Origin of the sequence: Pseudomonas sp. IT-P12 (genome assembly GCF_949767465.1) — a bacterium.
Taxonomy (GTDB): domain Bacteria; phylum Pseudomonadota; class Gammaproteobacteria; order Pseudomonadales; family Pseudomonadaceae; genus Aquipseudomonas.
In genome coordinates this window covers 156,778-175,713 of the sequence record NZ_CATKPY010000001.1, presented here as the reverse complement: position 1 = coordinate 175,713, position 18,936 = coordinate 156,778, and the positions used below count along the sequence as shown (strand labels likewise).

17 protein-coding genes are annotated in these 18,936 nt (G+C 62.1%); 7 read left to right on the top strand and 10 right to left on the bottom strand.

Annotated features, from left to right (window positions below):
- Position 1: 1 nt before the first annotated feature.
- From ACM6IM_RS00840 to ACM6IM_RS00830, 3 genes are all read left to right on the top strand, one after another.
- Positions 2-1,621: a DUF2300 domain-containing protein gene (locus ACM6IM_RS00840; RefSeq protein WP_414863904.1), complete on the top strand. Its 1,620-nt coding sequence runs from the start codon at positions 2-4 to the stop codon at positions 1,619-1,621.
- A 3-nt stretch (positions 1,622-1,624) separates the two neighbouring features.
- Positions 1,625-2,431: a YfaP family protein gene (locus ACM6IM_RS00835; RefSeq protein ID WP_414863903.1), complete on the top strand. Its 807-nt coding sequence runs from the start codon at positions 1,625-1,627 to the stop codon at positions 2,429-2,431.
- 125 nt (positions 2,432-2,556) lie between these two features.
- Positions 2,557-3,618, top strand: a complete 1,062-nt coding sequence (locus ACM6IM_RS00830) for a PDDEXK nuclease domain-containing protein (protein WP_414863902.1) — start codon at positions 2,557-2,559, stop codon at positions 3,616-3,618.
- Between the two features lie 322 nt (positions 3,619-3,940).
- Here ACM6IM_RS00830 and ACM6IM_RS00825 read toward each other — a convergent pair whose 3' ends face one another.
- The 8 genes from ACM6IM_RS00825 to ACM6IM_RS00790 form a co-directional block, all read right to left on the bottom strand.
- A complete protein-coding gene (locus tag ACM6IM_RS00825) occupies positions 3,941-4,693 on the bottom strand; it encodes a helix-turn-helix transcriptional regulator (protein WP_192309248.1) in 753 nt (250 codons plus the stop codon).
- A gap of 226 nt (positions 4,694-4,919) precedes the next feature.
- Positions 4,920-5,447, bottom strand: a complete 528-nt coding sequence (gene ppa / locus ACM6IM_RS00820) for an inorganic diphosphatase (protein WP_007933577.1) — start codon at positions 5,445-5,447, stop codon at positions 4,920-4,922.
- 82 nt (positions 5,448-5,529) lie between these two features.
- Positions 5,530-6,342, bottom strand: a complete 813-nt coding sequence (locus ACM6IM_RS00815; RefSeq protein ID WP_414863901.1) for a zinc-dependent peptidase — start codon at positions 6,340-6,342, stop codon at positions 5,530-5,532.
- 3 nt (positions 6,343-6,345) lie between these two features.
- Positions 6,346-7,002: a DedA family protein gene (locus tag ACM6IM_RS00810; protein ID WP_192309244.1), complete on the bottom strand. Its 657-nt coding sequence runs from the start codon at positions 7,000-7,002 to the stop codon at positions 6,346-6,348.
- Between the two features lie 285 nt (positions 7,003-7,287).
- Complete coding sequence (locus ACM6IM_RS00805) at positions 7,288-7,743, bottom strand: GNAT family N-acetyltransferase (RefSeq protein ID WP_414863900.1); 456 nt, start codon at positions 7,741-7,743, stop codon at positions 7,288-7,290.
- A 114-nt stretch (positions 7,744-7,857) separates the two neighbouring features.
- Positions 7,858-8,682: an ethanolamine ammonia-lyase subunit EutC gene (eutC, locus tag ACM6IM_RS00800; RefSeq protein WP_414863899.1), complete on the bottom strand. Its 825-nt coding sequence runs from the start codon at positions 8,680-8,682 to the stop codon at positions 7,858-7,860.
- An 8-nt stretch (positions 8,683-8,690) separates the two neighbouring features.
- Entirely contained in the window at positions 8,691-10,079 is a 1,389-nt protein-coding gene (locus ACM6IM_RS00795) for an ethanolamine ammonia-lyase subunit EutB (RefSeq protein ID WP_414863898.1), read from the bottom strand.
- A gap of 213 nt (positions 10,080-10,292) precedes the next feature.
- Entirely contained in the window at positions 10,293-11,813 is a 1,521-nt protein-coding gene (locus tag ACM6IM_RS00790; protein WP_414863897.1) for an aldehyde dehydrogenase family protein, read from the bottom strand.
- A 296-nt stretch (positions 11,814-12,109) separates the two neighbouring features.
- On the opposite strand from ACM6IM_RS00790, the gene ACM6IM_RS00785 reads away from it, so the two are divergent.
- The 4 genes from ACM6IM_RS00785 (at position 12,110) to ACM6IM_RS00770 (ending at position 16,422) form a co-directional block, all read left to right on the top strand.
- Complete coding sequence (locus tag ACM6IM_RS00785) at positions 12,110-14,023, top strand: sigma-54-dependent Fis family transcriptional regulator (RefSeq protein ID WP_414863896.1); 1,914 nt, start codon at positions 12,110-12,112, stop codon at positions 14,021-14,023.
- Positions 14,024-14,166: 143 nt separating this feature from the next.
- The gene (mpl, locus tag ACM6IM_RS00780) at positions 14,167-15,516 is read left to right on the top strand and encodes a UDP-N-acetylmuramate:L-alanyl-gamma-D-glutamyl-meso-diaminopimelate ligase (protein ID WP_414863895.1); all 1,350 of its coding nucleotides are present in this window, start codon (positions 14,167-14,169) and stop codon (positions 15,514-15,516) included.
- Positions 15,513-16,145 (top strand): flavin prenyltransferase UbiX, encoded by a 633-nt coding sequence (gene ubiX, locus ACM6IM_RS00775; RefSeq protein WP_192309230.1) that lies wholly within the window; start codon positions 15,513-15,515, stop codon positions 16,143-16,145. The genes mpl and ubiX overlap by 4 nt, the downstream gene beginning before the upstream one ends.
- The gene (locus ACM6IM_RS00770; RefSeq protein WP_192309228.1) at positions 16,138-16,422 is read left to right on the top strand and encodes a YceK/YidQ family lipoprotein; all 285 of its coding nucleotides are present in this window, start codon (positions 16,138-16,140) and stop codon (positions 16,420-16,422) included. The genes ubiX and ACM6IM_RS00770 overlap by 8 nt, the downstream gene beginning before the upstream one ends.
- 45 nt (positions 16,423-16,467) lie before the next feature.
- On the opposite strand, the gene ACM6IM_RS00765 is transcribed toward ACM6IM_RS00770, so the two are convergent.
- A complete protein-coding gene (locus ACM6IM_RS00765; RefSeq protein ID WP_192309226.1) occupies positions 16,468-17,109 on the bottom strand; it encodes an oxidoreductase in 642 nt (213 codons plus the stop codon).
- A gap of 27 nt (positions 17,110-17,136) precedes the next feature.
- Complete coding sequence (locus ACM6IM_RS00760) at positions 17,137-18,855, bottom strand: C13 family peptidase (protein WP_414863894.1); 1,719 nt, start codon at positions 18,853-18,855, stop codon at positions 17,137-17,139.
- Positions 18,856-18,936 lie beyond the last annotated feature (81 nt).

The window sequence follows — 18,936 nt, the reverse complement described above, 5'->3', positions numbered from 1 at the left end:
CGTGAGGCGGCCACTGGTCTGGCTGCTGCTGTGTCTGATACCTGCGCTGGCGACGGCGCAGGACGAGCCGTTGCGGCTTGCGTACAAAGGCCAGTTGCTCGCGTTGACCCCCACCCAACTGATCGCTCGCGAGCCGTTGCCGCAGAGTCTGCAAACGCCGTTGGGCAGCCTGTGGAAGTTGTTTGTCTACGCGTGGCTGGTGGATACCGGTGCCCGGGAATCGGCTTATGAATGCCGCGGGCAGTCGAAGGACGAGGTCTATTGTTGCACCGCCGGTGGCAGGATCGAGCGCGATCAGGCGTTGGTGAAGTCGTGCGGGCTGTACTTCGAGCCGGCGCGTTTGGGCATTGTGGCGTCGGATTGGCGCACGTACTGGCAGGCGCGGCAGGCGCCCTCATGGTTGCTGGAGTTGCCGTCGATACAACCGGCGACCCGTGTATCGGTGGCCGAGTTGCTGGGTGTTTTGACCTGGCTGCCTGCCCGGGAACAGATGCGCCGGGTGTTGCTCGATGTGGTGCTGGGCGCGGCGGATGGCAATGTCGTCGGCGAACTGGGTGGGCGCCTGCGGGTGAAAACCTGGAGCTGGCTGGGTGAACAGGGTCCGACTTCGCGTCAGGGCGGATTCGCCGGATGGACCGTCGATGGCACACCGGTCTGGGCCGGTGGTCGCGGGACCAGCCAGAGGGTCCTGCGTCACTACGCGGTTGCGCTGGCTTCCGTGTTGCCCGATGACTGGCCCGCGGACGCCGGGCGCTGCGTCGAGGTCGGGTTGTTTTCCCGCTATCCGATCAAACGCGTGCTGGCGGCGGATCGAGTGGTCGCTTCCGGGCCGATCAAGGGCGATTACCGGGTCGAGTTCAGCAACGGCAACCAGCTCGATATCCACAGCGATGGCGAGCTGTTTCTGCTCGATGGCAAACTCGTCGCCCGCCTGGATCGCGAGGAGTACGTCGCCCGGGTTCTCGAACGCGAAGCCAAACCGGAACCGGCCGAAGCGGCGAAAGCGCTGGCCGTGGCGATCCGCACCTACCTGCTGCAAAACGCCACGCGCCACGGTGACTGCCTGAGTATCGACGACAGCAGCAGTCGTCAACGCGTCGCGCCGCGTCCGGCTTCTGCCGAGTCGCGCCACATCGCGGCGTGGACCGCCGACCTGGTGTTGGCCGGCAGCACGGTCACCTATCACTCCGATCAACCCGGCCCGGACAAACTGGCCTGGCAGCAAGCGGTCGAGCAAGCCCGTGCCGGCCAGCGCTACGACGCGATCCTGCTCCACGCCTACCCGCGTGCCAGCCTCAGCCGCTGGGACAACCCGGTGGCGTCTTGCGAGGCGTTGCCTGCCGCCCAGGATTGGCTGCAAACACAACGACGCAGCTGGCGTCAGCGTCTCGAAAGCGAAACCGGCTACAGCGAAGTCAGCACCTTCGCCGTGTGCAAACTCGCGTTCGGACGCCCCTTCGTCGATCGCGAACGCCAGCGCCTCTACGTGCGCGGCGTGTTGTCGCTGCAAGACCGTCTCGACCTGACTCACGAATACCTGCACCTGGCCTTCGAAGCACACCCCAACGGCCAGGATGAAACCTACATCGAAGGGCTCGCCCGTCACCTCTTGCTGGAATAGGCCATGAAACTCCGCTATCCACAGGTCTTGCTGTTCCTTTGCGCCGTCAGCGCGCTGCCAACGACCTATGCCGCCGTTGACCTGGAGACCCCCGTCGGCGGCTGGCGCACCGGCGCGCCGCAAGGCGAAGGCGAAAGCTTCCGCCAGACCGTCAACTACCCGGCCTCCTCGGTCAACACCCCCGCCGGCCAGGCCAACACCGCCCGCATCAGCGGCCAGATCAACGCCACCCCCAAGACCTCCGAGCCCGGTCGGCTGATCGTCAACGGCGTCAGCATGCCACTGAAAATCGACCCTGCCGGGCGCTTCGACCGACCGTTCTCGTTTCCCAACGGCAGCAACAGCGTCGAAGTGCGCAGCCCCGACGGCCAGCAACGCCATCGCACGCAATTCCTTAATGCCAGCGGCGGCGCCACCCCCGCCAAGTTGCGGGTATTGCTGGCCTGGGACAGCGACGGCACCGACCTGGACCTGCACCTCATCACCCCCGACGGCGCCCACATCTGGTACGGCGATCGCGTCGCCCCCAACGGCGCCGCGCTCGATGTCGACGTCACCACCGGCTACGGCCCGGAAATCTTCGCCATGCCCGCGCCCATCAAGGGCCAGTACCTCGTTTATGTGAACTACTTCGGCGGCGGCTATCGCAGCGACGAGGAAGGGCAGGAAGAGGCGGCTCAGCCGCTGACCACCGCGCAGGTGACGTTGATCACGGAGGAGGGGACGCCGAATGAGAAGATGGAGACATTCCTGGTGCCGATGCGGGCGGTGGGGGAGTTGACGTTGGTCAAGGGGTTTAGTTATCCGTGAGCGTGGGATAAACGGTAGCCAGGAAAAATACGCTCATACATTGTTTAGGGGGCCGGAGCGGATCGAATTCCAAGCTTGCGTAAGATCGACGCAGCCTGGTCCCCCGAATTCACGAGCGACATAGAATGAGTAGTGATCACCCCATCAGCCTGAGCTTACCGCCCGAGGGGTACAGTGATTGGCTGAGCGACCTCAAAGGTCGAATTCACAGTGCCCAACAACGTTCCACACTGGCAGTAAACCGCGAGCTGGTGCTGCTCTATTGGCAGATCGGGCGAGATATTCTGAGCCGGCAATCCCAACAGGGCTGGGGCACCAAGGTCATTGAGCGTCTGGCGCAGGACCTGCGGACAGCCTTTCCCGATATGAAAGGGTTTTCGCCGCGCAACCTCAAATACATGCGTGCTTTTGCCGAGGCGTGGCCGGATGCGGAATTTGTGCAAGGGGTGCTTGCACAATTGCCCTGGTATCACCAGATAGCATTGCTGGACAAGTTGCCCGGCCCTGAAACCCGTCGCTGGTATGCCTCCAAAGCCATTGAACACAACTGGTCGCGCAATATATTGGTGATGCAGATCGAATCGCGTTTGTTGGAGCGCAATGGCAATGCGGTCAGCAACTTCGAGACCCATTTGCCGAAAGCGCAGTCGGATCTGGCTCGCGAGTCGCTCAAAGATCCTTACCGCTTCGACTTCCTTGGCCTGACCATTGATGCGCAGGAGCGTGAAATTGAAAACGCTCTGGTCAAGCACGTCACCGACTTTCTGCTGGAGCTGGGTGCCGGCTTCGCCTTTGTAGGCAAGCAAGTCCTGCTTGATGTGGGTGGTGACGAGTTCTTTATCGACCTGTTGTTTTATCACCTCAAGTTACGCTGCTATGTTGTAGTCGAACTGAAGGCCGGCAAGTTCAAACCCGAACATTTGGGACAGTTGAGCTTTTACCTCGCCGCGGTGGATGCACAACTCAAGCACCCACAGGATGGGCCGACTATCGGATTGCTATTGTGCAAGAGCAAGAACAAGGTAGTGGCTGAATACGCGCTGCGTGACAACGCCCGACCTATAAGTGTGGCTGAGTACCAACTGAGGGAGTCCCTGCCGGCGGAGTTGCAGGCCAGCTTGCCCAGCATCGAGCAGATCGAGCGTGAATTGGCAGGAAGTGAAGCAGGTGTGACAGACGACTCGTGATGAGCGAGTTGATTTCAGGTCTCCACCTTTGACAATGGCCCGTGCGCGATGACTTTCCATCAGGCATTAAAAAGCCGGCTTGTGGCCGGCTTCTCGGGGACTGGCTTGGTTCATTTTTGGTAAACCTCGCCAGCCTTCAAAACGTACACCCGGATCTTGCGTCCGGCTGTGGGACTCGGCGAGAAAATCATCTGCTTCGTCGGTGCGATCTGAGCCGCTGAGCGGGTCGATGCGCAAATGTGGGGCGCAGCATACTGATTTTTTTGCGAAATTCCCAGTTTTTGGTGTGCGTATCTGGAGGGCGCGGGCTTGCTCCGGGGGATCACAGGAACGGTAGCGGCGGACGGCGCTTGTTCAGGGTGGAGCTCCAGAATACCCATCCCAGGACCCTGATGTGCTGCTCTTCGATTTGGGCCGCCCGGAAGATTTCATCCGGGTATTCGGCGCTGTTGTGACTGCGCAGGCGCAGTCCATTGCCGGGCATGCGGTGCAGGTATTTGATTCTCAGCATGCCGTCGTGCTCGATCGCGTAGATTTCCCCATCGACGATCTGGGTCAGGCCGCGATCGATGGCGAGGGTCGAGCCGTCGCCAATTTTCTCGGCCATGCTGTTGCCGATCATGTAGGCGCAGATAGCATCCCCGTAGTTGATCTCCAGGGAGTCGAGGTGGCTGCGCGGCAGGCGGATGGGTTGGCTGTTATCGACGATGACGTGGGTTTTGTTCGAGCCTGGCGCGACGGGAACCTCCCTGAAGAAAGGCAGCTCGACGTCCGTGGGTTCGATAACGGTGTACACGCCCCTCAGGGCCTGGGCGTCGAAGGTGTCGCCGGTATCGCTGACCAGGCGCAGGTGCCTGGCGTCTTTTGGGCCTTCGCCGGTTTTCAGCCACTCGCTGTTGACCGAAAGTTTCCTGGCGACTTCCTCGATGCGGTAGTCGGGCACGCCACGGGTGTACCAGTTGTGGACGGTTTGTGCGTTGTCGATCTTCAGGACTTCGGCGAAGCCGGTCGTCGTGATGTCCGCCATTTTCAGGAGCATTTTGAAGCGAAGGCCGCAGGTTTTGTTCTTTTTCATAAACACGAGTCTACGTGCGCCGCTGAAGGCTTTGAATAAACGACTCGTTCAAATTGCGCGGGAAATTTGCGTCCTCATGTAAGACGTATCTTGTGGAAATTAAACAGAAAAAACCAAACCGCCGATTTGTTAAACGGTGTGTTTAAAAGCATTCTTTCAGGCACAAAAAACCCCGGATTACCGGGGTTTTTTATTGAAGCGGGTCGCTCAAGGCTGACAGCCGCTTTTAGCCTTTGTAGGCAGCAACCGACTTGGTGATCGCAGCGCGGGCGGCGTCTGCGCCGTCCCAGCCTTCGATCTTCACCCATTTGCCTTTTTCGAGATCCTTGTAGTTCGCGAAGAAGTGCTCGATCTGCTGGATCAGCAGTGCGGGCAGGTCGGTGTATTCCTTCACGTCGACGTACAGCTGGGACAGCTTGTCGTGTGGGACTGCGATGACTTTGGCATCGCCGCCGCCGTCGTCGGTCATGTTCAGGATGCCGACTGGACGCGCGCGGATCACCGAGCCTGGCGCGACCGGGTAAGGGGTCACGACCAGCACGTCGAGGGGATCACCGTCGTCAGCCAGGGTGTTGGGGATGTAACCGTAGTTGGCCGGGTAGAACATCGGGGTGGCCATGAAACGGTCAACGAACAGGCAATCGCTGTCTTTGTCGATTTCGTATTTGATCGGCGCGTGGTTGGCCGGAATCTCGATCGCGACGTAGATGTCGTTCGGCAGGTCTTTGCCAGCTGGAATCTTGCTGTAGCTCATTGGGCTGTGCCCCCGGTTAGTTGACCAAAAAGTGGCGGCGATTATAGGCATATTCCGCCACGGACGCTATGGACCAGAAGTCTTAGTCGCGTGGCTGATAGACCGGGTCTTCGGCCAGAAGTTGCCGCAGCCGGGCCAACGGGTCCTGGCGGTAAAACAGCTTCAATTGCTCATAGACATCCGGGTAGGCCTCGTGCAGCAGGTCCGGGGCGCTGAAGAAGTATTCACTGGTGACGGCGAAGAACTCGGCCGGGTTTTCCGCCGCGTAGGGGTCGATGGTGGTTTCGGCGTCCGGGTCGCGCTCCAGTTGCTGGTCGAGGTCGTCATAGGCCGCTTGCATGACACGGGCCCAGTCACTGACGCGCATGTCGGGGTGCAGCGGCGGCAGGCCGTTGGCGTCGCCGTTGAGCATGTCGAGTTTATGCGCGAGCTCGTGGATCACCAGGTTGTAGCCTTCCCAGCCACCACTGGCCATCACCCCGGGCCAGGCGAGAATGACCGGGCCTTGCTGCCAGGCCTCACCGCTGTGTTCGCCGTCCCACTCGTGTTCGACACCACTGGCGTCGCGATGGCGTTGCGGGCTGAGGAAATCGTCGGGGTAAAGGACGATTTCGTGAAAACCCTGGTACCAGTTCAGGTCACCCAGGTTGAGCAGCGGCAACTGGGCCTGGGCCGCGAGCAACAGACGCTGTTCCTGATGCAGTTCGACGCCGGGAAGGGCGGTCAGGTGTTTGTCTTCGAGGAACAATACGCTGGCTTCGCGCAACCATTGGTCTTCAGCGGCGCTGATGCCGTCGAGAAAGCTCAGGTGATGGCGCACCCGCTGCCACATGTCATCGGCGATCGGGTGCCTGGCCAGGATGCGCCGACGGCGCCAGGCGCTGAGCGACCACATCGTTCAGCGCGGTTCGGCTTTGGACGCGGCGCTGCCGAAGCGGCTGCGGAACACACCGATGATCATCGGCACCAGTGACAGCAGGATGATGCCCACCACCAGCAGTGACAGGTTTTTCTTGATGAACGGTACGTTGCCGAAGAAGTAGCCGAGCGTCACCAGCCCGCCGACCCAGAGGATGGTGCCAAGCACGCTGAAAAAGAAGAAACGCGGATAAGGCATTTTCGCCACGCCGGCGACGAACGGCGCAAAGGTGCGGACGATCGGCAGGAATCGGGCCATGGTTACGGTCTTGCCACCGTGTTTGTCATAGAAGTCGTGGGTTTGCTGCAGGTAATCGCGGCGGAAGATTTTCGAGTTCGGGTTGCTGAACAGGCGCTCGCCTGCCGTTCTGCCAATCACGTAGTTGGTGCTGTCACCCAGAATGGCCGCCAGCATCAGCAGGCCACCCAGCAGCACCGGGTCCATGCCACCGCCAGCCGCCACGGCGCCCGCAATGAACAACAGGGAATCGCCCGGTAGAAACGGCATGACCACCAGGCCGGTCTCGCAGAAGATGACCAGGAACAGGATGGCGTAGATCCAAGGCCCGTAATTGTTTACCAGCAAGTCGAGGTAGACATCGAGATGCAGGACAAGATCGAGCGGGTTGAAATCCATGGGGGCACCTGTGGTAACGGCCCGACTCGGCGGGCCTGTGCGGATGACTTCGCGAAAGGCTACACACGAATGTAGTTTTTCTTACAAGCCGGAAAGGTCCGCATTATACGGGCAGACAAGTCAAAAGCGCGCCGAGTTTGTAGCGGGGGATTTCGCTGAAGACGGACGGTGACTTTGCAGTCGCGAGCTCGCTCGCGATGGAGGGCAGCGATGACGAGGGGGTTACAGGATGCCCGTGTTGCCCCGTCGTCCATCGCGAGCGAGCACGCTGCTGCAGCGGAAGAATCAGAGTTCTTCGCTGATCGGCAGCACGTAGTTCTTGAACTCGGTGTCTTCCTTGAAACCGATGGACTCGTAGGTTTTCTGCGCCACCAGGTTGTCGCTGCTGGTGGAAACGCGCATGCGCACGGCATTGGTTTCCTTGGCCATTTTCTTCGCGGTGCGGATCAGGTTGTCGGCCACCAGCTGACGGCGGGCATCTTCGGCGACGTAGATGTCGTTGAGGATCCACACGCGCTTGAGCGAAAGCGAGGAAAAGCTCGGGTACAACTGACAGAAGCCCATCAGTTTGTCGTCATCGGACAAGGCCAGGTAGATCACCGATTCCTTGCGGCGCAGGCGTTTCTCGAGGAAGGCCCGGGACGAATCCGGATAGGGCAGGGAGCCATAAAACTCGCGATATTTGACGAACAGCGGGGTCAACAGGTCCAGGTGTTCGAGGGTCGCTTGAATAATCCGCATCGATAGGTCTCGTCTTCAAGTGGCTGTCTGACATCGTGACGGCAATAGGAAACCCTTGGCGGCCGTGGTTCGATCCTGCCTGAGTCAGGCGTAGAAACGCAATGCGGAAACGGTTCAGGTATTCGGCGTGTTCAGTAGGAAATTACCCTTCGTGTTGGTCCCTGCGTCGGAGGCCAGTGTTTGCACCTGTGCTTCGTCCTTGAGGTTGACGCCCGACAGCTGCCGCCGACAGGCTTCACGCATCAGGTACAACAGGCGGTGTGCGGCCATGCCGTAACTCAGGCCCTCCAGTCGAACGTTGGAAATGCAGTTGCGATGGGCGTCCGTCAGGCCAACCCTGGGATTGTAGGTGAAATACAAGCCAAGGCTGTCCGGCGAGCTGAGGCCAGGGCGTTCGCCGATCAGGATCACCACCATTTTTGCGTTCAGCAACTGGCCGACCTCATCGGCGACGGCGACCCGGCCTTGCTCCACCAGCACCACCGGCGACACCGCCCAGCCTTCGACCGCGATCTGTTCTTGCAGGCGCGCCAGGAACGGCACCGCATGCCGGTGAACCGCCAGTGCCGACAAACCATCGGCCACGACGATCGCCAGATCGAGGCCGTCGGGATGGGTTGCGGCGTAGTCGCGCAGGGTCTGCGCCGACGTGTCGCTCAGTTTGCGCCCCAAATCGGGGCGTTGCAGGTAGCTGTCGCGATTCGGCGCAGCGCTGTGCAGCAGCAATGTGTTGTAGCCACCTTCGGCCAGTTGCGCACTGAGTTCGGCATGATCGAACGCCAGATGCACCGCGTCCCGGGCCTGGGCGTGGGCGTACTGGAAATCCAGTTGCGCGCCGGTCGGCAGGCTGGTGCCGGTGCGGCCCAGCGCAATGCGCGCGGGGGTCAGGCGGCGCAGCTCCAGCAACGGGTTTTGTGGATCGCCAGCAGGTTTATCCATTTCGGTGCTCATCCCAATTGCGCCAAGGCCTGACGAAACGCCGGTGGCAGTTGGCTGCCGAACTGAATTTTGCCGCCGGCCTGGGTGAAGATACCCATGTTCGCCAGCCATTGTTCGAACTCCGGCGCCGGGCGCAGGCCCAGGGTTTGCCGGGCATAGAGTGCGTCGTGGAACGAGGTGGTCTGGTAATTGAGCATGATGTCGTCGGAGCCGGGAATGCCCATGATGAAGTTGATCCCGGCCACGCCCAGCAGGGTCAGCAGGGTGTCCATGTCGTCCTGGTCGGCTTCGGCATGGTTGGTGTAGCAGATGTCGCAGCCCATCGGCACGCCCAGGAGTTTGCCGCAGAAGTGATCCTCGAGGCCGGCGCGGATGATCTGTTTGCCGTTGTAGAGGTATTCCGGTCCGATGAATCCGACCACGGTGTTGACCAGGAACGGTTTGAAATGTCGCGCCACGGCGTAGGCACGGGTCTCGCAGGTTTGTTGATCGACGCCGTGATGGGCGTTGGCCGACAGGGCGCTGCCCTGGCCGGTCTCGAAATACATCAGGTTCTGCCCGCCGCGCTTGAGGCTGAGCCCGGCGTCGTAGCCTTCCTGCAACAGGTTCAGACTGATGCCGAAGCTGGCGTTGGCCGCTTCAGTGCCGGCGATCGACTGGAACACCAGGTCCAGCGGGATGCCCCGATTGATGGCTTCGATGGACGTGGTGACGTGGGTCAGCACGCAGGCCTGCGTCGGAATTTCATAGCGCTGGATGATCGCATCGAGCATTTCCAGCATCGCGCAAATAGAGGCAATGCTGTCGGTGGCCGGGTTGATGCCGATCATCGCGTCACCGTTGCCGTAGAGCAGGCCGTCGAGAATGCTCGCGGCAATACCGGCCGGTTCGTCGGTGGGGTGATTGGGTTGCAGGCGCGTGGACAGGCGTCCGCGCAGGCCCATGGTGCCGCGAAACTGCGTGACCACGCGGATTTTCTGCGCCACCAGCACCAGATCCTGTACGCGCATCAGCTTGGACACTGCCGCGGCCATCTCCGGCGTCAACCCGGGGGCGAGGGCGCGCAGGCTCTGTTCGTCGGCGGCCTCGCTGAGCAGCCAGTCGCGCAAGCCACCGACGGTCAGGTGGCTGACGGCGGCGAAGGCGTGTTGGTCGTGGGTGTCGATGATCAGTCGGGTGACTTCATCGGTCTCGTAGGGAATCAGCACTTCCTGCAGGAAGTGGGTGAGAGGAATGTCCGCCAGAGCCATCTGCGCGGCGACGCGTTCGCCATCGTTGAGCGCCGCAACGCCGGCCAGGAAGTCCCCGGAGCGCGCGGGACTGGCCTTGGCCATGACGTCCTTGAGGCTGTCGAAGCGATAGGTCTGGGCGCCGATAGAATGGGCAAACGAGGCCATGGGGCGGTGTCCTCCTGAAGTGTGTGTACCCGAGGAAGGGGTGTTGTGAGCATGCAAAGGCTGCGCCAGGGCACCCGGGCATGAAGTGTGTCCGTTGGAAAGCCATCGCGAGCAGGCTCGCTCCCACAGGGTAGGTGAAAGACCTGTGGGAGCGAGCCTGCTCGCGATGGTTGTGGCGGAGCGAGGCAGGCTTGCCTGCCTCGCCATTGGCCTTTAGAAAAAGCCCAGCGGATTGATGTCGTAGCTCACCAGCAGGTTTTTGGTCTGCTGATAGTGATCGAGCATCATCTTGTGAGTTTCACGGCCGACGCCGGACTTCTTGTAACCGCCGAACGCGGCATGCGCCGGGTACAGGTGGTAGCAGTTGGTCCATACACGACCGGCCTTGATGGCGCGGCCCATGCGATAGGCGCGGTTGATGTCGCGTGTCCAGAGGCCGGCGCCGAGGCCGAACTCGGTGTCATTGGCGATGGCCAGGGCTTCGGCTTCGTCCTTGAAGGTGGTGATGCTCACCACCGGGCCAAAGATTTCCTCCTGGAACACGCGCATCTTGTTGGTGCCCTTGAGCAGGGTCGGCTGGATGTAGTAGCCGCTCGCCAGGTTGCCCTCGAGTTTTTCCACCTTGCCGCCGGTCAGCAGCTCGGCGCCTTCGCCCTTGGCGATTTCCAGGTACGAGAGGATTTTGTCGAATTGCTGCTCGGAGGCCTGGGCGCCGACCATGGTGTCGGTGTCCAGCGGATCGCCGCGTTTGATTTGCAGGACTTTGTTCATGACCACTTTCATGAACTCGTCGTAGATCGACTCCTGCACCAGGGCACGGGAAGGGCAGGTGCAGACTTCGCCCTGGTTGAAGAACGCCAGGACCAGGCCTTCGGCGGCTTTCTCGATGAAGGTCGGCTCGGCCTGCATGATGTCTTCGAAGAAGATGTTCGGCGATTTGCCACCCAGTTCCACGGTGGACGGAATGATGTTCTCCGCCGCACATTTCATGATGTGCGAACCGACCGGGGTCGAGCCGGTGAAGGCAATCTTGGCGATGCGCTTGCTGGTAGCCAGGGCTTCACCGGCTTCCTTGCCAAAGCCTTGCACGACGTTGAGGACGCCCGGTGGCAGCAGGTCGCCAATCAGTTCGACCAGCACGGTGATGCCCAGCGGAGTTTGCTCGGCAGGCTTGAGTACCACGCAGTTACCGGCAGCCAGGGCTGGGGCGAGTTTCCACGAGGCCATCAAAATCGGGAAGTTCCACGGGATGATCTGCCCGACCACGCCCAGCGGTTCATGGATGTGATAGGCCACGGTGTTGCCGTCGATCTCGGCGGCGCTGCCTTCCTGGGCGCGCAGGCAACCGGCGAAATAGCGGAAGTGATCGGCGGCCAGCGGAATGTCGGCATTGAGGGTTTCGCGAACAGCCTTGCCGTTGTCCCAGGTTTCGGTGATCGCCAGGGTTTCCAGGTGCTGTTCGATGCGATCGGCAATTTTCAGCAGGATCAGCGAGCGCGCCTGGACGGAGGTGGCACCCCAGGCATCCGCCGCGGCATGGGCGGCATCCAGGGCCTTGTCGATGTCCTCGGCCGTGGAGCGGGGGAATTCGGCTATCGGTTGGCCATTCACTGGCGAGGTGTTGGTGAAGTACTGACCTTTGACAGGCGCGACGAACTCGCCGCCGATGTAGTTACCGTACTTGCTCTTGAACGAGACCTTGGCGCCTTCAGTACCGGGGTGAGCGTAACGCATGATGGGTTCTCCTTGGTTTGTTGTACTTATAAGGAAGTGGCGCGGGTGCGCTTGACTTAAGCGTAGAGCAAAGGTCGGGCCAGCGCCTTGCAGCTCAGATAAATCAAGGCCTTGCGCTGTTTTTGTCGGACAGGCGGAGGACGCTTGTGACGTTTTCGATACGCTGCACGTGACACTTTGTACCGCTTGTGACACGGCTTGTGGCGGCATGGGGTCGCCAGCATTGCAATACGCCGCAGGCAGGAGGATGCTCAGGCACACACTCCAGGCCCAACCTGCGGGGAGAAGAACAACAGATGCACGACAACCATTTGAGTCGCCATGCCCAGCAGGTAATGACCGTGACCCAGGGCAAATCCCACCTGCACGGTCCCGGCAGCGATCCCTCCATAGCCCGGTCCTGGCTGCGCTGTCTCGAGGACTATCACCTCGATCCGAGCCTGACCATGGCACCCACCGTGCTGGAACATGGCCGCCTGCTGGAAAGTCGCGAGCGCCTGCAGCAAGTGCTGCACATCGCCGGCAATGAAATGAGCAGCCTGCATCAGCAACTCTCCGGGGCCGGCCATGCGGTGCTGTTGACCGATGCGCGGGGGGTGATCCTCAACTGTGTCACCGCGCCCACCGAACGCAGGATTTTCGAGCGCGCCGGCCTCTGGCTCGGCGCCGACTGGAGCGAAGCCTGCGAAGGCACCAACGGCATCGGCACCTGCCTGGTGGAGCGCCAGGCGCTGACCATTCACCAGGACGAGCATTTTCGCGGTCGTCACACCGGCCTGACCTGTTCGGCAAGCCCGGTGTTCGACCCCCATGGCGACTTGCTGGCGGTGCTGGACGTGTCGTCGGCGCGGCACGACGTGTCGCGGCAAAGCCAGTTCCACACCATGGCCCTGGTCAACCTTTCGGCGAAGATGATCGAAAGCTGCTATTTCCTGCGCTACTTCGACAATCAATGGTTGCTGCGTTTTCATTTGCAGGCCGAATCCGTCGGGCTGTTCAGCGAAGGGCTGCTGGCGTTTGACGGCGAAGGGCGGATCTGTGCGGTCAACCAGAGTGCGCTCAACCTGCTGGGGCATGCTCGCGGTGCCCTGTTGGGCCAACCGGTGGAGGCGTTTTTCGATTGCGCGCTGGACGAGTTGCTCGGCCGCGCGAGCGTGAGTCCCAGCGCCAGTTGGCCGTTGCGCAGCCGCGACGGGCGCGGCCTGTTTGCCGTGTTGCGAGGTCAGCCGCGCAGCTTTTCGACGCCAGTGCCTCCGCGCCCGGTGCTGGCCGAGGCGGCTCGCCTGCCGGGGATTTGTCTCGGCGATGAGCGGCTGCAAGCGGATTTCCGAAAGGCGTTGCGTGTCTTCGAACGGGACGTTCCGCTGCTGATCCATGGCGAAACCGGGTCCGGCAAGGAGGCCTTCGCCAAGGCCGTGCACCAGGCCAGTCAGCGATCCGAGCAGGCGTTCGTAGCCCTTAACTGCGCGGCGATTCCCGAGAGCCTGATTGAAAGCGAGCTGTTCGGCTATCGCGGCGGCAGCTTCACCGGCGCACGCAAGGAAGGCATGCGCGGCAAGTTGCAGCAGGCCGATGGCGGCACCTTGTTCCTCGACGAGATCGGCGACATGCCGCTGGCGTTGCAGACCCGGCTGCTGAGGGTGCTGGAGGATCGGCAGGTGGTGCCGATCGGCGGTGCGCCCGAGGCGGTCAACGTGCGAATCATCAGCGCGACCCACCGTGACCTGCTGGAACGGGTACGGGACGGGAGCTTTCGCGAAGACCTCTATTACCGGCTCAACGGACTGGAAATCGCCTTGCCGGCGTTGCGTGAGCGCAGTGACCGGTCGCAGTTGCTCGACTATCTGCTGGCACAGGAAGCGGACGGTGAGACGGTGCTGATCGATGAACCCGCACGCCAGGCGCTGTTGGGGTTCGCCTGGCCCGGCAACGTGCGCCAGATGCGCAATGTCCTGCGTACCCTGGCGGCGCTGTGTGACGGCGGGCGCGTCGGTCTGGAGGACTTGCCGGCGATGATCCTTCAGGCCCGGCCGGCCGTGATTTCGCCCGCGCAGGAGCCGACCGAGTATCCGCTTGAGGATGCCGAGCGGCTGGCGTTGCTCACTGCGCTGGAGCAGCAGCGCTGGCACATGACCCACACGGCCGAACAGCTGGGGGTCAGTCGCAATACCCTCTACAGGAAGTTGCGCAAGCACGGGATCGCCCGCTAGACCGCATCGCGGCCTTCGCGAACAAGCCCGCGCCCACAGTGGAATGCGTTGCCCTGTGGGCGCGGGCGTCAGTGCGGGCGAAACACCAGGTGCGGTTTTCCCCTCCCTACGCTAACCTGCGGCCATGTTTTACGAGGTCGACTATGCACATTCATATTCTTGGTATCTGCGGCACTTTCATGGGGTCGATGGCGGTTCTGGCCAAAGAGCTGGGCCATCACGTGACCGGCTCCGATGCCAACGTCTATCCACCGATGAGCACCCAGCTGGAGGCCCAGGGCATCGAGTTGACCCAGGGCTACGACCCGGCGCAGCTCGATCCGGCCCCCGACCTGGTGGTGATCGGCAACGCCATGTCCCGCGGTAACCCGGCGGTCGAGTACGTGCTGAACAAGGGGCTGCCCTACGTTTCCGGCCCGCAATGGCTGGCCGACCACGTGTTGCAAGGTCGTTGGGTGCTGGCTGTCGCGGGGACCCACGGCAAGACCACCACCAGCAGTATGCTCGCCTGGGTGTTGGAGCACGCCGGCATGAGCCCGGGTTTCCTGATCGGCGGCGTGCCGCAGAACTTTTCGGTGTCGGCCCGACTGGGCGGCACCCCATTCTTCGTGATCGAAGCCGACGAGTACGACAGCGCGTTCTTCGACAAGCGTTCCAAGTTCGTCCACTACCGCCCGCGTACGGCGATCCTGAACAACCTGGAATTCGATCATGCGGACATCTTCCCTGATCTGCCGGCCATCGAGCGACAGTTTCACCACTTGGTCAGGACCATTCCGAGCGAAGGCCTGGTGATTCATCCGACCACCGAGCCGGCCTTGCAGCGCGTGATCGAGATGGGCTGCTGGACGCCGGTGCAAACCACCGGTACCGGTGGTCAATGGCAGGTCAAATTGCTGAGTGAAGACGGTTCGGCGTTCGAAGTGATGTTCGACGGCGTGGTCCAAGGCGTGGTCGAGTGGGACATGACCGGTCAGCACAACGTGGCCAACGCCCTGGCTACCCTGGCCGCAGCTCGCCATGTCGGTGTCGTGCCCGCCATGGGCATCGCGGCGTTGAGCGCGTTCAAGAGTGTGAAGCGGCGGATGGAGAAAGTGGCAGAAGTCCGGGGTATCACCATCTACGACGACTTTGCCCACCATCCGACGGCCATCGCCACCACGCTCGACGGCCTGCGCAAGCGCATTGGCGACGCGCCATTGATTGCGATCATCGAGCCGCGCTCCAACTCCATGAAGCTCGGCGCTCACCGTGACGGCTTGCCCGAAAGCGTGGCGGATGCCGACCAGGTCATCTGGTACGCGCCAGCCAACCTCGGCTGGGACCTGGCCGCTACGGCGGCGCTGTGCAGCGTGCCGTCGATCGTCAGCGATTCGCTGGAAGGCATTATCGAACGGGTGAAAAGTCAGGCTCAGCCGGGCACGCACGTGGTGATCATGAGCAACGGCGGCTTTGGCGGCCTGCACGGCAAACTGGCCGAGGCGCTGCGATGAACAACGGCCCGGAACGCATCACGCTGGCCATGACCGGCGCTTCGGGCGCCCAGTATGGCTTGCGCCTGCTGGACTGCCTGATCCGCGAAGATCGCGAGGTGCATTTCCTGATCTCCAAGGCCGCGCAATTGGTGATGGCCACCGAGACCGATGTGACGTTGCCGCCGAAAACCCAGATGATGCAGGCTTTCCTCACCGAGTACACCGGTGCCGCCGATGGGCAGATCCGCGTGTACGGCAAGGAAGACTGGATGTCGCCCGTGGCCTCGGGCTCCGGTGCTCCGGCGGCGATGGTGGTGGTGCCGTGTTCCACCGGGACGCTCTCGGCGATCGCCACCGGCGCCTGCAACAACCTGATCGAGCGTGCGGCCGACGTTACGTTGAAGGAGCGCCGCCAACTGATTCTGGTGCCGCGTGAAGCGCCGTATTCGAGCATTCACCTGGAACACATGCTGAAATTGTCGAACATGGGCGTGACGATCCTTCCGGCATCGCCCGGGTTCTATCATCAGCCGCAAACCATCGACGACCTCGTCGACTTCGTCGTGGCCCGGATTCTCAACCTGCTGAACATCCCTCAGGACATGCTGCCGCGTTGGGGCGAACACCATCTGACCAGCGATGAATAAGCTGCTGGCGCTGGTGCTGGTCGTGCAATTGGCCGGCTGCGCCACGGCGCGCACGCTGGATGCTGCCAAGCCGGGGGCTCCGGTGGTGTATGCGGGGACCCGGCTGGACATGTATGCCTTGAACGGTGGTTGCTGCGCGATGGACCGCTTTGGCGCAGAGGCGCCGAGCTATCCGGGTGTGGATCTGCCGGCCAGCGCTCTGCTCGATACGCTGCTGTTGCCGTTGTCGGTGCTGACGGTGATCGGTGTGAGTTTTCAGGCGACGGGCGGGTTGTAGCGTTCGGTCCCGAATCGGCGGTGCGCCCGCCCAGTCGCCGTAGCGTTACTTGCCCAGCTTGCGCAACTCATCCGATTCGACCACCCGCACTCCATCCTGTTCTTCCAGCGCCAGCCGCCACATCGCGCGTGCCAGCTGGCAGGCTTCGATGCCTCGGTACTTGCCTGGAATCAGGCGCGATAACGGGCCGGCCAGTTGTTCGGCCAGGCGTGGCTCAATCCGGTCGCCCAGCAACAGCGAAGGTCGGCAGATGGTCAGTTGTGGCCAGTCCTGCGCCCGCAAGGCGTACTCCATCTCGCCTTTGACCCGGTTGTAGAACACCGAGGACCGACGGTCGGCCCCCACGGCGCTGATCACGATCAGGTGCCGAGCCCCCATTTCCCGTGCACGCTTGGCGAAAGCCACCACCATGTCCAGATCGACCGCACGGAACGCTTCTTCCGAGCCCGCCTGCTTGATCGTGGTGCCGAGGCAGCAGTACGCAATGTCGACACGACCGTTCAGTTGCGGCAGAAACACCGCCGGGTCGCCCACCGGGTTTTCCAGGTGGGGGTGTTCGGCCAGCGGCCGGCGTGAGGGGGCCAGAACACGGGTGATGGTCGGCTCATTGAGCAAGCGGTCAAGCAAGTGTTCTCCGGTCAGCCCGGTCGCTCCGGCAAGCAATACATGCTGAGGCGTCAAGTACATAGTGTTTCTCCCTTGATACTGTTCAGCTTAGTTGCTCTTTGCATCCTCGCTGTTGATAGAGACACTTTGTAGTGCTTTTCGTGCCTGCTGTTTGCGCAGAAGTTGCCAGTGGGAAAGGACGGTTTTCGGCGCCCAGATCTGGGGTTCGGACGCTTCGAAGCCGTCCGCCAGCTCACGCTCGGCCACCGTGGCCCTGGCCAGCTTGAAGGCCTGTTCCAGATCGTCGGTCTGGTTCAGGGCCTGAGCGAACAGGGCATCGCCGAAGTAGGTGAAGTTGGCTTCTTCCGAGCAACCGAAGGACACGCGGTCGGCGCGCGAAGCGGTCATGACCAGGGTGCGTTCGTCCTTGAGGGCAGGGATGAAGCCCCCCGAATAGCAAGACGAAATCACAATGATCTTGTCGCGGTTTTTCAGGGGGGCCAGCACGGCGGCGAGTTCGTCCGCCGGCAGGTCGGCCAGTTCCATGCGTGGCTGGTCGAGTACCAGCTCGTGCTCGCTGGTGCCGTGGCTGGTCAGGTAGATGAAGACCAGGTCTTCCGGCCCACTGCGTTCGGCCAGCGTCAGGGCCGCACGGCGCAGGTTTTCCCGGGTGGCCATGGGGCGGTCGATCAGGTGCTCGCGATGGTTGACCAGGCGGATCTGGCCGAACGCACCGAAACGACTGGCGAGCATGTTGCTGACGTAATCGGATTCGCGCAGAAACACGCTTTGCTTGCCGTCGCCGCCAACGGTCAGGGTGTACAGCTCGACCGCCGGCGTGGAGGCCGGCACATTGGCCAGCGCGTCATCGAGCAGGCGACCCTGGGCCAGCAGCCCGAGCTCGAGGCTGTCGGGCAGCAGCTTGCCGTCGGCGTCGCGCACCCGTTGGCCATTGGCCCAGATACCGCTCTGCACGGTGCCATCGGTCAGCACCAGGGTGCCACGACCCTTATAGCTGTCGGCGTCGAACTGGCCGATGTAGAAGCTGCCATCGGACAGGTTCAGCCGGCCCTGGCCACTGAAGCGCCAGTCGACGAACTGGCCGATGTAATGGCTGCCGTCGGCACCGATCAGCTCGCCCTTTCCGTTCAGCGAGCCTTCCTTGAACTGGCCCAGCCAGACATCGCCGTCGGCGTTCTCGTAGCGGCCTTTGCCGTGCAACTGGTTGTTCTTGAATCCGCCCACGTAGATATCGCCGTCGGCGCTGTTGAAGGTTCCGACGCCCTCGAGCTGGCCGTCCTTGAAGTGGCCGGTGAACTGATTGCCGCTGGCATCGCCGCGCTGGCCTTCACCGTTGGGTTTGCCGTGGGCGAACTGACCCTGGTAGGAACTGCCGTCTTCGAGTTCAAGGCGTCCGAGGCCTGAATACTGGTCGGCCTTGAATTCGCCACGGTAAGTCATACCGTTTTCCTTGAGGCTGCCTTCGCCTTCGCGCCGACCCGCCTTGAATCCGCCGGTGTAGCTGCTGCCGCTGGTGGTCAGCGTGCCCTGGCCGTCGAACAGGCCCTGGTTGAAATTGCCGCGATAGACTTCGCCGTTGCTGCCATGCCATTCGCCCTGGCCATGCCATTGGCCCTTGTCGAAACTGCCGGCGTACCAGCTGCCGTTGGGATAATCGACGCGCCCCTGGCCTTGCAGCAACCCGTCGACCAGGTCGCCCCGGTAACGTCCGCCGTCCGGCAGGCGCGCGTCGGGAGGCAACAGCGATTCGCCGTCGCCGCAAGCGGTGAGCATCAGGGTCAGGGCGAGGAGTGCAAGTGAGCGCATAGCGGGATCCGGGCAATTAGGCGACCGAGTATGCCGCAGCTCAATGGCTTATATATAGAGAGAGGTCGCGAAACAGCATGC